Source organism: Paucibacter sp. M5-1, assembly GCF_027498415.2.
Classification (GTDB): domain Bacteria; phylum Pseudomonadota; class Gammaproteobacteria; order Burkholderiales; family Burkholderiaceae_C; genus Roseateles_E.
The window spans coordinates 5,431,844-5,446,882 of sequence record NZ_JAPZLM020000001.1; the positions used below are offsets into that span (position 1 = coordinate 5,431,844).

Genomic DNA, 15,039 nt, shown 5'->3' on the forward strand with positions numbered 1-15,039 from the left:
CGATATCGTGGGTGACGAAGAGCACCGACAGGCCCAGCTCGCGCTGCAGCTCGCGCAGCAGCAGCAACACCTGGATCTGCACCGTGGCGTCCAGCGCGGTGGTCGGCTCGTCGGCCAGCAGCAACTGGGGCCGGCAGGCCAGCGCCAGCGCGATCATCGCGCGTTGGCGCATGCCGCCGGACATCTCGTGCGCGTAAGCGTCCAGACGCCGCTCGGGGCTAGGGATGCGCACTCGCTCGAACAGTGCCAGCGCGCGGGCCTGGGCCTCGGCCTCGCCGACGCCGCTCTCATGGCGGCGGATCGCCTCCTTGATCTGCGCGCCCACCGTGTAGACCGGGTCCAGCGCCAGCAGCGGCTCCTGGAAGATCATCGAGGCGACCTTGCCGCGGTAGTCGGCCAGCTCGCGCGCCGACATCGCCAACACATCGCGCCCGCCGACCTGCATCTGGCCCTCGATGCGGCTGCGCTTCTCGGGGTGCAGACGCAGCAGGCTGCGCATCGTGACGCTCTTGCCCGAGCCCGACTCGCCGATCAGCGCCAGCACCTCGCCGCGCTGCAGCTCCAGGCTGACGCCGCTGACCGCTTTCACCGGCTTCTTGCCGCCGGTGAAGGTGACGCTGAGGTTCTTCAGCAGCACCATAGGCTCTTGCTTGCCTGCCTTCATGCGGCGGCCTCCGGATGGCCGCTGCCGCGCTCGTGCATCAGGCAGGCGACGATGTGATCGGTGCCGGCGGCCGTGGGCAAGGGCACACGCTGGGAACAGATGGGCGCGGCCTGGGCGCAGCGCGGATGAAAGCGGCAGCCGCTGGGCGGGTTGATCGGGTTGGGCGGGTCGCCAGCCAGCGGCGCCTCTTCGGTGCGCATGTCCGGGTCCATCGCCGGCATCGAGGACAGCAGGGCTTTGGTGTAGGGATGGGCCGGTGTCTCGAACAAGGCCTCGGAGGGCCCGATCTCGGCCACCTGGCCCAGATACATCACCATCACCCTATCGCTGATGAAGCGCACGACGCCCAGGTCGTGGCTGATGAAGACATAGGTCAGGCCGAACTCGGCCTTCAGGTCCAGCAGCAGGTTCAGCACCTGGGCCTCGACCGATTTGTCCAGCGCCGAGACGGCCTCGTCCAGTATCACCAGGCGCGGCTGCAGCGCCAGCGCACGCGCGATATTGACGCGCTGACGCTGGCCGCCGGACAGCTCATGCGGATAGCGGCCGGCGAAGCGGGCCGGCTCCAGACCGACGCGGGCCAGCAGGTCATGCGAGCGCGCACGCGCCTCGCGCTTGGGCACGCCGTGCACCTGGGGTGCGAAGGCGATCGAGTCCTCGATCGTCAGCCGCGGGTTCAGCGAGGCATAGCTGTCCTGGAACACCATCTGCACCTGGCGGCGGAACTCCTTCAGCGGCAGCGCGCGGCTGCCGACGCTGCGGCCGTCGAAGACCACCTCGCCGGCGCTCGGGTTGATCAGCTGCATCAGCAGCCGTGCGGTCGTGCTCTTGCCGCAGCCCGATTCGCCGACCACGCCCAAGGTCTCGCCCTTGAGCACGCTGAAGTCGACGCCGTCGACCGCACGAACCACGCCGCCGCCGCGGCCCAGCGGATCCTTTTTTAGCGGGAAGTGCTTGCTCAGTCCCTTGATCGTCAACAGCGGCTGGGCCGGGCCGCCGACATCTTCAAGCGGGGAGAAAAGCTCTTCGAGTACCGCACTCATTGCTTGATCTCCATCGCGCTGCGCAAGCCGTCGGACAGCAGGTTGAAGGCGATCGAGGTGATGAAGATCATCACGCCGGGCAGGGCGGCGATCCAGGGCTGGACATAGATGGCAGTGCGCAAGGTGTTCAGCATCAGGCCCCACTCGGGCTCGGGCGGCTTCACGCCCAGGCCCAGGAAGGACAGACCGGAGGCCAGGATCATCGAGACCGCGATCAGGCCAGTGGCGTAGACGAAGATCGGCGACAGCACATTGCCCAGCACATGCACGCGCACGATGGTGAAGGCGCCGGCGCCGGAGGCGCGCGCCGCCTCCACATAGTCGCGCCCACGCACCTGGGTGGTGACGCTCTCGGCCACCCGCACGATCTGCGGGATGAAGACGATGGTCAGCGAGATCAGCGAGTTGGTGATGCCGGCGCCCAGGGCGCCGGACAGCGCGATCGCCAGCAGCACCGAGGGGAAGGCGTAGAACACATCGACCGTGCGCATGATCAACGTGTTGGTCAGCCCGCCCGCATAGCCGGCGACGATGCCGATCACGGTGCCGATCACAAAGGCGAACAGCACAGGCGTCAGGCCCATGAACAGCGACAGCCGGGCGCCGACGATCAGCCGCGACAGCATGTCGCGGCCCAGCTCGTCGCTGCCCAGCGGCAGGCCCTCGGTGCCAATGGGCTTCAGGCGCTTCATCATCGAGGCGGCATAGGGATCGGCAGGCGCTAGCCAGGGGCCGAAGACCGCCAGCGCCAGCAGCGCCAGCACGACCAGGCCGGCACCGACGGCCACCGGATCGCGCAGCAGGCGCGCGAGCACGCCCTGCCAGTAGCCGGGCGAGCGCAGCGGCGCGGGCTCAGCGAGAGGGCTAGTCATCACGGCTGCCATGTCAGGATCTCGCGATGCGGGGGTCGAGCATCGTCTGCATGACATCGACCACCAGATTGAGCAGCACGAAGAACAGCGCCAGCACCAGGATCGTGCCCTGCAGCAGCGGCAGGTCGCGCTGGAAAATGGCGGAGTTCAAGAGAAAGCCGGTGCCGGGCCAGGAGAACACCGTCTCGATCAGGATGGAGCCGCCCAGCAGATAGCCCAACTGCAGGCCCATCACGGCCAGCGCGGTCGGCGCGGCGTTCTTGACCACGTGGCGGAAGATGCCCAGATCGGTCAGGCCCTTGGCGCGCAGGCCGACGACGAACTCCTGCGACAGGATGTCGGCCACCAGGGCCCGCACCGTGCGGGCGATGATGCCCATCGGGATCACCGACATCGTCAGCGCCGGCAGCAGCATGTACTGGAAGTGGGCCCAGTCCCAGGCCCAGGTGCCCGAGCCATCGGGGCCGGCACCGGTCGCGGGCAGCCAGTTCAAGGTGGCGGCGAACACGATCACCATCACCATGCCCAGCCAGTAGTGCGGCACGCTGACGCCCAGCACGCTGAGCATCGATGCCAGCCGGTCCAGCCAGCTGCCGCGGAAGTAGCCGGCGACGAAACCGAAGAAGGCGCCGAGGACGAAGCCGATCAGCGTCGCCAGCACCGCCAGCCGCAGCGTGTTGCCGACCGCCTTGATCACCTCGGCGGCCACCGGCCGGCCGCTGGCGATGCTGGTGCCCAGATCGCCCTGCAGCGCCCGCCAGACCCAGGCAAAGAACTGCTCGGGATAGCTGCGGTTGAAGCCGTAGAGCTCGCGCAGCTGTTCCTGCAGATCGGCCGAGGCGTCCGGCGGCAGGATGGACACCAGCGGATCGCCGGGCGACAGATGCACGAGCATGAAGCACACCAGGGCCACGCCCGCCATGATGGGCAGGGCGTAGACGATGCGCCGCAGCAGGTAGAGCAGCATCGCGTGGCGCTCAGTCGATGCTCATCGGCGCGATGTCGATGAACCAGCTGCGCGGCTGCACGACGCCCTTGACCTTGGCGCTCATCGCTCGCGGGCCGACATCATGGGCGATCCACACAAAGGCGGCGTCCTCGACGATGCGGGCATGCAGCTTGGCCAGCGCGGCGTCGCGGGCCTTGTCGTCGAAGGCGGTGCGGGCGTCGGCGATCAGCTTGTCGACCTCGGCATTGCCGTAATAGCCCCAGTTGTTGGAGACCGGCGGGAAGGTCTTGGTGCTAGAGAAACGCACCATTGCGAAGAAGGGGTCCATCGCGGCGAAGCTGACATTGGTGGCGTGCGCGCCATTGGCCGAGGGGTCCTTGGCGCCCTTGCGCCAGTTGGTGAACAGCGTGTTCCATTCGATCACGTCGAAGTCGACATCGAAAAAGCACTGTTTCAGCGACTGCTGGACGAACTCGTTCATCGGCAGCGGCTGCATCTGGCCCGAGCCCGAGGCCGAGATCTGCACCTTGACCTTGACCGGCTTGGCGGCGGAGAAGCCGGCCTGCGCCATCAGCGCCTGGGCGGCCTTGACGTCGTACTTGATGTCGAACTTCGGATTGCCCCACCAAGGGTGGCCCGGCGGCACCGTGCCCTTGGGGATGGCCATCATGCCGCCCAGAAAGGTCTTCAGGCCCTCGCGGTCGACGCAGAGATTGGCGGCCTGGCGCACGCGCTTGTCCAGCCAGGGCGAGCCCTCGGCGAAGGACAGCTGCCAGGGCCAGACATGGGGCTGGGCATTGCTGTAGATCTTGTGGCCGCGCTGGGTGATCTGGGCCATTGCGTCGGGCGAGGGGGCCTCGATCCAGTCGACCTGGCCCGACAGCAGCGCGGCGGTGCGCGCATTGGCCTCGGGCATAGGCAGCATCACGACCTTGTCGATCTTGGGCACGCGCTTGGCATCCCAGTAGCCCTTGTTCGCCACCATCTCCAGGCGCTCGCGGGCGACGAAGCGGCTCATCTTGAAGGGGCCGGAGCCCGAGGCGTCGGCGGCAAACGCGGTCCAGGCCTGCTTGCTGCGCTCGGCGGCATCGGTCACGCCGGCCGGCACGGCCTTCAGCTTGGCCTCCCAGTGCGCGGGCGAGGCCATGAAGAGATTGGTCAGGTTCAGCGGCAGGAAGGAGTCGGGCTCGCTGGTCGTCAGCTCGACCGTCAGCTCATCGATCTTGCGGGCGCTACGCAGCGTGGGCATGCGCGAGGCGGTGACGCCGACCTGGCTGGCGTCGAAATGCGGCGCGTCCTTGTCCAGCACCTTGCGGACATTCCAGACCACCGCGTCGGCATTGAAGGCCGAGCCGTCATGGAACTTGACGCCCGGGCGCAGCTTGAACACCCATTTGGTCTTGTCCTTGGCGTCGACCGTCCAACTGGTGGCCAGGCCCGGGATCAGTACGCTGGCGGCATCGGCCTTGGACAGGTCCCAGTGGGTCAGCGCGTCATACATCGGGATGCCGGTGAAGCGGTTGCCCTCGAAGCCCTGGTCGGGCTGGCCCAAGGTGCGCGGGATGTCGGCCGCGGTCATTGCGATGCGCAAGGTTTTTTCCTGGGCCAAGGCGCTGCTGGCGAGGGCCAGGGCGGCCAGCGCAAAAACGAGATGGGGACGCTTCATCGGGGCTCCTCGTGGGTTGTTTGCAGGCTCAGACGCAAGTCATGTGCCAGGCGCTGCGCAATCCGCAGTCGACGCTGTCCAGCAGCGGCAGCGCAATTTCCGGCTGCAGCCGCGCGGCCCAGCCGGCCAGCGCCGCACCGCCGACGATGATGCTGGCCACCCCGGGCAGTGCGGCCGCCTGCTGGCAGGCCTCGCGCAGCACGCGGCCGGCCATTTCGGGATCGGCGGCCAGCTCGGCGCCGGTCGGCGCGACGCTGACGATGCCGGCCAGCGGATCGAGCAGATCCAGGCTCCAGGCCAGCCGCCTGAGCATGGGCACCCAGGCGGCGCCGCCGGTGACGATGGCGTAGCGGCCACGTGCGGCGGCCTCACGCATCGAGGCCTCGGCCAATGCACAGACCGGCACGCGGGCGCGCTCGCGCAGCGCCAGCAGCCCCGGGTCACCGAAACAGCCGAGCAGCACCACATTGGGGCTCGCTCCCTCCGATAGTGCGGTGTCGTAGGCGTCCAGCACCGCATGGCTGGCCAGGGCCAGGCCGTACTCGCTGCTGATATAGCGCAGGCCGAAGCGGGCGGTGCGCGTCAACACCTGGCCCCCGATGGGCGTCAGCGGGGCGGCGGCCTGCGCCAGTTGGCGGGTCACCGCCTCGCTGGTGTTGGGGTTGATCAGCAGCAGCAGGCTCATGGCCTTGGCCGCTGCAACTCCTGTGCCCGCCTCGGAGCGTCAGCGTGGCGGCAGGTCGACGAAGGCCGAGGGAGCGAACTCGGCCGCCCCCGCCGGCCGCTGGCCGGCCGCCCAGTCCTGCAGGGCCGCCGCCGACATCGGGCGGGCGAAGAAATAGCCCTGCAGCTCATCGCAGCCCAGCGCCAGCAGCACATCGCGCTGGCCGGCGGTCTCGACGCCCTCAGCCACCACGCTGAGGTCCAGCGCATGGGCCAGCTTGACCACCGCGTCGACCACGGCGCGCGCATCGGCGCTGGTTTCCAGGTCCTGGATGAAGCCGCGGTCGATCTTCAGCTGGCGAGCCGGTAATTGGCGCAGATAGCTGAGGCTGGAGTAGCCGGTGCCGAAGTCGTCGATGGACAGGAACACGCCGATGCGTGACAGACCCTCGAAGGCGGCCTGGGTGGCGCTGATGTCTTCCATCGCCACCGATTCGGTGATCTCGCAGAGCAGGCGCTCCGGCGCGACCCGGTGGCGGCTCAGCGCCTGCTCGATGCGCGCGACCAGGTCGCCCTGGCGCAGCTGGTGGACCGAGAGATTGATCGCGACGCGGATGCGCAGGCCATCCTGCTCCCAGGCCTGCATCTGGCGGCAGGCCTCGTTGATGACCCAGCCACCGAGCTCGTTGATCAGGCCGAAGCGCTCGGCAATCGGGATGAAGACATCGGGCGGGATCATGCCGCGCTCCGGGTGCTGCCAGCGCAGCAAGGCCTCGACGCCGCGCAGCAGGCCGCGCTGGCCGTCGAACTTGGGCTGGTAGTGCAGGCTGATCTGGCCCTCGGCCAGGGCCTGGCGCAGCGCGTGCTGCAGGCTCAGCTGCTCGGCCGCGCCGGCATCCATATGGCTCTCGAACACCGCATAGGTGTTGCCGCCATTGCGTTTGGCCGCATACATCGCGGCGTCGGCATGGCCCATCAGCTTGTCGCCCGGGCCATGCTCGGGGTAGACGGCGATGCCCACCGAGGCCGCCACATGCAGCTTGCGCCCGCCTATCGTGAAGGCCTGGGTCAGCGACTGCACCAGGCGGTGCGCCAGCGCCGCGCTGTCGGCCACGTCGGCCACGTCTTCGAGCAGCAGCACGAACTCGTCGCCGCCCAGCCGCGCCACGGTGTCGCTGTCGCGCGCCACGGCCAGCAGGCGCTGCGCCACCTCCTGCAGCAGCGCGTCGCCGGCGGCGTGGCCATAGGAGTCGTTGACCGGCTTGAAGCCGTCCAGATCGACGAAGAGCACGGCCAGGCGCTTGATCTGGCGGCTGCTGCGCTCACCGCCGCGCTCCAGCATCGCCAGCGCATGGCCGAGCCGGTCCTCGAACAGCAGGCGGTTCGGCAGCCCGGTCAGCGGGTCGAGGAAGGCGCGCTTTTGCAGCTCCTGGTTGGCCGATTGCAGCTGGCTGTTGGCGTCCTGCAGCGAGGCAGCCAGCGCGGCGGTCTTGCCTTGCATGCGCGCGTCCAGGCTGGAGGTCAGCAAGGTCATCGCCAGCAGGGCCAGCGAGGCCAGCATGATCAGCTCGCCGAGCTCGGTGCCGTCCAGCTGGTCGGCGCTGAGGCAGACGCTGCCCTCGGGAAAGCCTGCGGCGGCCATGCCGGTGTAGTGCATGCCGCTGATCGCCAGCCCCATCACCAGCGCGGCCAGGGCCTGGTAGCGCCGGCCATGCTGGGGCTTGACGCCGCGCAGCCAGAAGAAGATCAGCAGGGCCACGGCCGAGGCACCCACCGCGATCGCGGCCGAGGCGGCCACCAGCAGCGGGTTCCAGACGATGCCCGGTGCCATGTCCAGCGCGGCCATGCCGGTGTAGTGCATCGCGCAGATGCCCACGCCCATCACCAGGGCGCCGCCGCCCAGCCGGCCGGCCGTCAGCGAACCCTGGCTGGCCAGGCCCAGCGCCACCGCCGAGGCCGCCACGGCAGCCACCCAGGACAGCAGGGTCAGCAGGCCGGTATAGCCCAGCGCGATCGGCAGCGTGTAGGCCTGCATGCCGATGAAGTGCATGGACCAAATGCCCGAGCCCATTGCGACCGAGCCGCCCAGCCACCAGATGCGGGCGACCGCAGCGTCGGTGCTGCGCACCCGTTTGGCCAGATCCAGGGTCACATAGGACGCGAAGCAGGCGATCAGCACGGAGGCAAGGACGATGCCTGGATCGTAAAGCGGTGTCAGCAAGGGCATGGGGGAGGGGACCGGTGGCGGCCACGCTGGCCGCCTGGTCTGAATATAAGTCAAGGCCGGGACGGTATGGGCGAGTGCCGGTTAGAGTCGCGAGCATGAACAAGCCCGCGCTCACCCCTCCGACCGTTCTGACCCTGGCCTGGCGCCAGCTGTGGCGCGATTGGCGTGCCGGCGAGCTGCGCCTGCTGGTGCTGGCTGTCGCGCTGGCGGTGGCGGCGCTGTGCGCGGTGGGCTTTCTGGCCGACCGGATGGAGCAGGGGCTCAAGCGCGACGCGGCCCAGCTGCTGGGTGGCGACGCAGTGGTCAGCAGCGACCAGGTGACGCCGGCGCCGCTGCGCGAACTGGCCGAACGTCTCGGGCTGGCGCGGGTCGGCACGGTCAGCTTCCCCAGCATGGCGCGGGCGCCGGACGAGCAGGGCGGCGCCAGCCGGCTGGTGGCGGTCAAGGCGGTCGGCGAAGCCTATCCGCTGCGCGGCAAGGTCAGCCTGGCCGACGGCCGCAAGCTCGGCGCGCCGGCGCGCGGCGAGGTCTGGGTCGATGCCGGCGTGCTGGACGCGCTGGGACTGAAGCTCGGTGACCCTTTGCTGCTCGGCGAGTCCCGCCTGAAGCTGGCCGGCGTGATCGCCAACGAGCCCGACCGGGGGGCCGGCTTCCTGAGCTTTGCGCCGCGGGTGATGCTGGCCGAGGCCGATCTGGCCGCCACCGGCCTGGTGCAGCCGGCCAGCCGGCTGAACTACCGCTTCGCGGTGATCGCGCCGGCCGGGCGGGCGGTCGCCGCACGCGAGTTCGAGCAGCAGGCGGCGGCGCTGATCGAGGCCCAGGGCTTGCGCGGCGTGCGCCTGGAGTCACTGGAGGGCGGCCGGCCCGAGATGCGCCAGACCATGGACCGGGCCAGCAAGTTTCTGAATCTGGTGGCGATGCTGTCGGCCCTGCTGGCGGCGGTGGCGGTGGCGCTGGCGGCGCGCGACTTTGCGGCCCGCCATCTGGACGACTGCGCGATGCTGCGGGTGCTGGGCCAGCCGCAGCGCCGCATCGCCTGGGCCTATGGTCTGGAGTTCGGCGTCGTCGGCCTGCTGGCCAGCCTGGTCGGCGTGGCCCTGGGCTTTGCGCTGCACTATGTGTTCGTCAGCCTGCTGGCCGGGCTGATCGCGGTCGATCTGCCGGCCGCCGGCCTGTGGCCGGTGGGCCTGGGCGTCGGGCTGGGCATGAGCCTGCTGCTGGGCTTCGGGCTGCCGCCGGTGCTGCAGCTGGCGGCGGTGCCGGCGCTGCGGGTGATGCGGCGCGATTTGGGCGCTATCAAGGCCGGCTCGCTGCTGGTGCTGGGTGCCGGGGTGCTGGGCTTTGGCGCCATCCTGGTGGCGCTGTCGGGCGATATCAAGCTGGGCCTGATCGCGGCCGGCGGCTTCGCGGCGGCGCTGGCCGTGTTTGCGCTGCTGGCCTGGGGCGCGGTGCTGCTGCTGCGCCGTCTGGTGCCCGGCGCGGGCGCGCCGCGCTGGCTGCTGCTGGCGACCCGCCAGGTGGCGGCGCGGCCGGCCTTCGCGGTGGTGCAGGTCTCGGCGCTGGCGGTGGGTCTGCTGGCGCTGGCCCTGCTGGTGCTGCTGCGCACCGACCTGATCGCCAGCTGGCGTGCGGCCAGCCCGGCCGATGCGCCGAACCGCTTCGTCATCAATATCCAGCCCGATCAGGGCGAGGCCTTCCGGCAGCAGTTGAAGACGGCCGGCGTCAGCGGTTATGACTGGTATCCGATGATCCGCGGCCGGCTGGTGGCGATCAATGGCAAGACGGTGGCACCCAAGCAGTTCAGCGAGGAGCGCTCGCAACGCCTGGTCGAGCGCGAGTTCAATCTGAGCCATGGCGCCGAGCTGCCTACCCACAACCAGCTGGTCGGCGGGCGCTGGACCGCCGACGAGGCCGAGGGCCTGAGCGTCGAGGCCGGCCTGGCCAAGCAGCTGGGGCTCAAGCTTGGCGACAGCCTGAGCTTCGATATCGCCGGCAGCATCGTCAGCGGCCGTATCAGCAGCCTGCGCAAAGTGGACTGGAGCTCGATGCGGGTCAACTTCTTCGTGCTGTTCCCGCGCGCAGCCATGCCCGAACTGCCCAGCACCTATATCGCGGCCTTCCGTGCGCCCCAGGGCGGCGAGCTGGATAGGCAGCTCAGCCATGACTTTCCCAACATCACCAATGTCGATGTCTCGGCCCAGATCCAGCAGGTGCAGCAGGTGCTGGACCAGGTGATACAGGCGGTGCAGTTCCTGTTCGCGTTCACCTTGGCGACCGGCCTGGTGGTGCTGCTCAGCGCGGTCAGCAGCACGCGCGAGTCGCGCATCCGCGAGTTCGGCCTGATGCGGGCGCTGGGCGCCAGCAAGCAGTTGCTGGCCCAGGTGCAACGCGCCGAGTTGCTGGGCGTGGGCGCGCTGGCCGGCGCGCTGGCCGGTCTGGTCGCGCTGGCGCTGGGCAGCCTGCTGGCCCGCTATGTGTTCGAGTTCGACTGGGGTGGCAGCCCCTGGGTGCCGCTGGCCAGCGCCGCGCTGGGCGCGCTGCTGGCCCAGGCGGCCGGCTGGTGGAGCCTGCGCGGCGTGCTGCAGCGGCCGGTGATGGTGACCTTGCGCGAGGCGGACACCAACTGAACGGCCGCTTCAGCGCGGCGTCGGGCTGCCCGGATCAGAAGGTCTCCCAGTCGCTGTCATTGCCCTGCGGCTTGGGCGCCGGCTTCGGCGCGGCGGCCGCCGGGCGAGGGGCCTCGGTCTTGGCAGCCGGCTTGGGCGCGGCGGGCTTGGCGGCCACCGGCCGGTGTGCGGCCGGCGCTGACGCTGGCTTGGGCTTGGACACAGCGGACGCCTGGTAGGCCGGTGCCGCATCGTTATTGGAGAGCCGGAACACCGATACCACCTCGGTCAGCTTGTGGGCCTGGTCCTTCAGGCTCTCGGCCGCCGCCGCCGACTCCTCGACCAGGGCGGCGTTCTGCTGGGTCATCTGGTCCAGGTGGACGACGGCATCATTGACCAGGGCGATGCCGCTGCTCTGCTCGGTCGAGGCGGCAGTGATCTCGCCGATGATGTCGGTGACGCGCTGCACGCTGGAGACGATGTCGTTCATCGAGCTGCCGGCTTCCTGCACCAGGCGGCTGCCGGCCTCGACGCTGTCGACACTGGCGCCGATCAGGCCCTTGATCTCCTTGGCCGCATCGGCGCTGCGCTGGGCCAGCGAGCGCACCTCCGAGGCCACCACCGCGAAGCCGCGGCCCTGCTCGCCGGCGCGGGCCGCCTCGACGGCGGCGTTCAGCGCCAGGATGTTGGTCTGGAAGGCGATGCCGTCGATCACGCCGATGATGTCGCTGATCTTCTTCGAGCTGGTCGTGATCGCGTCCATCGTCGAGACCACCTGGCCGACCACGGTGCCGCCCTTGGCCGCGGCCGAGGAGGCCGAGGAGGCCAGCTGGTTGGCGGTCAGCGCGGCATCGGCGGTCTGGCGCACGGTGGCGGTCAGCTCTTCCATCGACGAGGCGGCCTGTTCCAGATTGGCCGCCGTCTGCTCGGTGCGCTGTGACAGGTCTTGCGCGCCGACTGCGATCTCGCTGGACGCGGTGGTGATGGAATTGCTGGCGGCCCGCACATCGAGCAGGATGTGCTGGATCTTTTCGGCAAAGGTGTTGAAGGAGCCAGCGATGCGGGCGATCTCGTCCTTGCCGGCCACCGGCAGGCGCTGGGTCAGGTCGCCGCCGCCGGCGCTGATCTCGTCGAGCGCGGCGCGCACCTTGTCCAGCCCGCCCAGCATCGCGGTCACCAGACCCGCGACCAGCAGGCCCGCCAGCACCATCACGACAACCAGCGCGATCACCGAGGTGTTGACCAGGGAGCTCAGCGAGGCCAGGGCTTCGCCCTTGTCGGCGGCCGTGACCAGCACCCAGTCGGTCTCGGCGATCGGCGCGGCACGCATCAGCACGGTCTGATCGCCGACCTTGGCCTCGACCCAGCCACTGCCGGACTTGAAACTCTCTTCCAGCGCCTTGGTGTCGAACTGCGGACTCAGTTCGGTGCTGGGCTTCATCGCCAGCGCGGTGTTCGGATGCGCCAGGATCTTGCCTTGACGGGTGATCAGAAAGGCCCAGCCGGCGGGCGTCGGCTTGATCGATTTGATGGTCTCGACGACGCCGTCCAGAAACACATCGGTGGCCACCACGGCGGTATTGCTGCCGCCCTCCTTGACGCCCAGGGCGAAGGTCACGACCAGACGCTTGGTGGCGGCATCGGCATAGGGTTCGGTGATGATGGCGGCGCTGGCCCCGGCCGCCTGCTGATACCAGGGGCGCGAGGTCGGGTCGTAGCCGGGGGGCAGGTCTTGCTTGGTCGAAAACTCGATGCGCTTGTCGGCATGGGCCACATAGGCGGTGTCGAGCCGGCCGGACTTCGCCGCCTGCAAGAGCATCGGCACCGGCTCGGTGGCCTTGGCTACCGGCACCAGGGCAGAGACGATGTCGCGCTGGCTGCGCACCCATTGGGCGATGGCGCCGCCATGGGCCGCCGCCAGCGCATCCAGGCTGGCGTTGACCTGGGCATGGGTGTGCTTGCGCACGATCAGGTAGTCGGCGACGGTGACGATGCTCAGAGTCACCACCACCACCCCGACGCACAGACTGATCAGCTTGGTCTTGATCGAATCAAACATTGTTGTGCTCCTCGAAAAACAAAAAGGGGGCCAGGCCCTGCGGCCCGATCCCCCCTGAATTCGTTCGCCGGCGATCTGCTTCTGCGAGCATGTCCGACGGCATCATGGATCGACTTAGAAGGTCTCCCAGTCACCGTCATCCTTGGCCGCCTTGGGCGGGCTCAGGGCAGCGGCAGGCTTGCTCGATTGAGCCGCCTTGGCCAGCACCTTCTGCGCGACCTGCTTGGAGCCGGGGCTGGCCGGGCTGCTCTTGGCGGGGGCGGGCCTGGCGGCGACCGTGCTCGCTTTCGTGGCGGGGGCGGGCTTGTTGGGCAGCGGCGCGGCGGCCGACTGGCCCGGCGCGACCCGGAACACCGAGACCGCCTCGACCAGGCGATGGGCCTGCTCCTTGAGGCTCTCGGCGGCCGCTGCGGACTGTTCGACCAGCGCGGCGTTCTGCTGCGTCATCTGGTCGAGCTGCACGACCGACTGGTTGACATTCCCGATGCCGTCGCTCTGCTCGGCCGAGGCGGCGGTGATCTCGCCGATGATGTCGGAGACCCGGGCCACGCTGGCGACGATGTCCTGCATCGAGCTGCCGGCCTCCTGCACCAGGCGGCTGCCGACTTCGACCCGGTCGACGCTGGCGCCGATCAGGCCTTTGATCTCCTTGGCGGCCGCCGCCGAACGCTGGGCCAGCGAGCGCACCTCGGCGGCCACAACCGCGAAGCCGCGGCCCTGCTCGCCGGCGCGGGCCGCTTCGACGGCGGCGTTCAAGGCCAGGATATTGGTCTGGAAGGCGATGCCGTCGATCACGCCGATGATGTCGTTGATCTTCTTCGAGCTGGTGTTGATTTCGTCCATCGTCGAGACCACCTGGCTGACCACCTCGCCGCCCTTGGCGGCGGCGCTGGAGGCCGTCGACACCAGCTGGTTGGCGGTGCGGGCCGAATCGGCGGTCTGCTTGACGGTGCCGGTCAGCTCCACCATCGAGGAGGCGGTGATCTGCAGATTCGAGGCGGTCTGCTCGGTGCGCTGGCTCAGGTCCTGGTTGCCGGTGGCGATCTCGGCGCTGGCCGTGCCTATCGAGTCGACCGAGTTGCGCACCGTGCCGATGATGTCGGCCAGGCGCTGGCGCATGCCCTCGGTATCGCGCATCAGCGCGCCGATCTCGTCCTGCCGGTCGCTGCGCACCGGCACGCTCAGATCGCCCTGGGCGATGGCGCGCACGCCCTCGCTGAGCGAGGCCAGCGGCTTGGCGACCCAGTTGCGCATCATCCAGAACAGGCCGAAGCCCAACGCCACTGTGGTGCCACCCAGCATCAACCAGAAGGGCACCAGCGTGGCCCAGTGCGAGGCCATCGCCTCGCCGCGCGAGACCTGGGCGACGACCCACAGCCCGGCCTTGTCGTTCTTGCGAACGACGGCGAAGTTGTCGCTGTGGCCATTGCCCAGCACATCGGGCGAATCGCCCAGGTAGCCGTCCTGGCCGACCTCGCCGAGCTGCTTGATCAGCTCGGGCGCGACCTCGCTGACCAGCTTGCCCTTGGCCGTCGGATGCGAGGCGAAGCGGGCCTGGGCCGGGTCCTTGCCGACGCTGACCATATAGGTGCCGCCGCTGTCGAAGAACTTGGCGTCATTGGCCATCTTGCTCATCGCGGCCTCGAAGGCATCGAGGTCGAAACCGATGAAGAGCAGGCCGACCTGCTTGCCGGCATCGTTCTTGACCGGCTCGTAATAGGTCATATAGGCGCGGCCGAACAGATTGGCGCGGCCCGCATAGGGCTTGCCGGCCGTCAGCGTGGCATAGGCCGGGTGCTGCTTGCCCAGCAGCGTGCCCATCGCGCGCTCTCCCTTGTCGTTCTTCAGCGAGGTGGTGATGCGCAGGAAGTCGTCGCCCTTGGCGGCGAACACCGTGGCGACGCCGCCGCTGGTGGCCGCGAACTTGTCGACCTGGGTGAAGTTGCCATTCAGGGTCGGGCCCCAGTCGCGCAGCTCGCCGGTGGCCTCGTCCAGCGTGAAGCTGGGACCGAACTCCTGGCGGAAGGTGCCGAAGCTGCGCTCCACCAGGGTGCGCGAGGTGTCGTCCATCGCGTGCATGGTGTCGATCAGCGACTGGGTCTTGTCGCCGACCCAGCTGACCACACGTTCATGAGCGACCTTGGTCAGCATCACGCTGACGATCCCGCTGGTGGCCAGCAGGATCACGGAGAGGGAAACGACGCCGACCAGAGAGACGCGGCGTGCGATCGAAGTAATTCCGGTAGCCATATGGGGCAACTCCTTGGACCCAGAGTCCGTCCCTGTCAAA

General features: G+C 69.1%; 9 protein-coding genes and 1 pseudogene. 1 reads left to right on the forward strand and 9 read right to left on the reverse strand.

Annotation, left to right across the window (positions count from 1 at the left end):
• Positions 1–88 precede the first annotated feature (88 nt).
• The 7 genes and pseudogenes from O5M90_RS25635 to O5M90_RS25665 all read right to left on the reverse strand — a co-directional run.
• Positions 89–664: pseudogene (locus O5M90_RS25635) on the reverse strand (ATP-binding cassette domain-containing protein); the annotation flags it as partial.
• Positions 661–1,707: an ABC transporter ATP-binding protein gene (locus O5M90_RS25640; RefSeq protein ID WP_262973901.1), complete on the reverse strand. Its 1,047-nt coding sequence runs from the start codon at positions 1,705–1,707 to the stop codon at positions 661–663. The gene O5M90_RS25640 and the pseudogene O5M90_RS25635, both read right to left, overlap by 4 nt.
• Positions 1,704–2,579 (reverse strand): ABC transporter permease, encoded by an 876-nt coding sequence (locus O5M90_RS25645; protein WP_440402440.1) that lies wholly within the window; start codon positions 2,577–2,579, stop codon positions 1,704–1,706. The genes O5M90_RS25640 and O5M90_RS25645 overlap by 4 nt, the downstream gene beginning before the upstream one ends.
• Positions 2,580–2,592: 13 nt before the next feature.
• The gene (locus O5M90_RS25650; protein WP_137943318.1) at positions 2,593–3,546 is read right to left on the reverse strand and encodes an ABC transporter permease; all 954 of its coding nucleotides are present in this window, start codon (positions 3,544–3,546) and stop codon (positions 2,593–2,595) included.
• Between the two features lie 10 nt (positions 3,547–3,556).
• Positions 3,557–5,194: an ABC transporter substrate-binding protein gene (locus O5M90_RS25655; RefSeq protein WP_269841039.1), complete on the reverse strand. Its 1,638-nt coding sequence runs from the start codon at positions 5,192–5,194 to the stop codon at positions 3,557–3,559.
• A gap of 28 nt (positions 5,195–5,222) precedes the next feature.
• Entirely contained in the window at positions 5,223–5,879 is a 657-nt protein-coding gene (locus O5M90_RS25660; protein ID WP_269841038.1) for an aspartate/glutamate racemase family protein, read from the reverse strand.
• A gap of 39 nt (positions 5,880–5,918) precedes the next feature.
• A complete protein-coding gene (locus tag O5M90_RS25665; RefSeq protein ID WP_137943315.1) occupies positions 5,919–8,084 on the reverse strand; it encodes a putative bifunctional diguanylate cyclase/phosphodiesterase in 2,166 nt (721 codons plus the stop codon).
• A gap of 95 nt (positions 8,085–8,179) precedes the next feature.
• On the opposite strand from O5M90_RS25665, the gene O5M90_RS25670 reads away from it, so the two are divergent.
• A complete protein-coding gene (locus tag O5M90_RS25670; protein ID WP_269841037.1) occupies positions 8,180–10,711 on the forward strand; it encodes an ABC transporter permease in 2,532 nt (843 codons plus the stop codon).
• A 34-nt stretch (positions 10,712–10,745) separates the two neighbouring features.
• On the opposite strand, the gene O5M90_RS25675 is transcribed toward O5M90_RS25670, so the two are convergent.
• The gene (locus O5M90_RS25675; protein ID WP_269841036.1) at positions 10,746–12,749 is read right to left on the reverse strand and encodes a methyl-accepting chemotaxis protein; all 2,004 of its coding nucleotides are present in this window, start codon (positions 12,747–12,749) and stop codon (positions 10,746–10,748) included.
• 114 nt (positions 12,750–12,863) lie between these two features.
• Complete coding sequence (locus O5M90_RS25680) at positions 12,864–14,999, reverse strand: methyl-accepting chemotaxis protein (protein ID WP_269841035.1); 2,136 nt, start codon at positions 14,997–14,999, stop codon at positions 12,864–12,866.
• Between the last annotated feature and the right edge of the window lie 40 nt (positions 15,000–15,039).